Source organism: Vibrio sp. YT-19(2023) (genome assembly GCF_033337395.1).
The window spans coordinates 1-642 of record NZ_JAWOQN010000641.1 but is presented as its reverse complement, the minus strand read 5'-3'; the positions used below and the strand labels follow the sequence as shown (position 1 = coordinate 642).

Genomic DNA, 642 nt, shown 5'->3' with positions numbered 1-642 from the left:
ATATGACAATCAGATACTCTATATTTGCGGCCAGTTTACTGGCCGGGGTTGTTCACGCCAATGAAGCACCGAAAAATATTATTTATATGATCGGTGATGGAATGGGCCCTGCCTACACAACCGCCTACCGTTATTATCAAGATAATCCAGAAACTAAACAGATTGAGCCTACAGTCTTTGACTCGATACTGCTTGGCATGGCTCACACCTATCCCGATGATGATACTTATGTCACTGACAGTGCAGCAGGCGCGACGGCCTTAAGCAGTGGTATAAAGAGTTACAATGGCGCCGTCGCTGTCGATACCCATAAAAAGCCAGTTAAAACGATGTTGGAAGTAGCGAAAGAGCAGGGCATGGCAACCGCTTTGGTGGCGACTTCGCAAATTAACCACGCGACGCCCGCAAGCTTTGCCGCGCACAACGAATCTCGTCGTAATTATGATCAGATAGCAGACGACTACTTGGATAACAAAGCAAATGGAAAGCTGCCCGTCGATCTGTTACTTGGTGGTGGTGTTCGATATTTTGAGCGTGAAGACAGAAATCTGATTGAAGAATTTAAAATGCAGGGTTATCACTACCTAACGGATTTTGATACCTTGCCTTCGTTGCAAACATTGCCTGCGATTGGGTTAGATC

Annotated in this window: 1 protein-coding gene; it reads left to right on the top strand. The window is 46.0% G+C overall.

The features are described 5' to 3' along the window. Positions 1 to 2: 2 nt before the first annotated feature. Positions 3 to 642 (top strand): alkaline phosphatase (locus R7E78_RS27625; protein ID WP_318058817.1); only part of this gene is annotated, 640 nt, incomplete at its 3' end.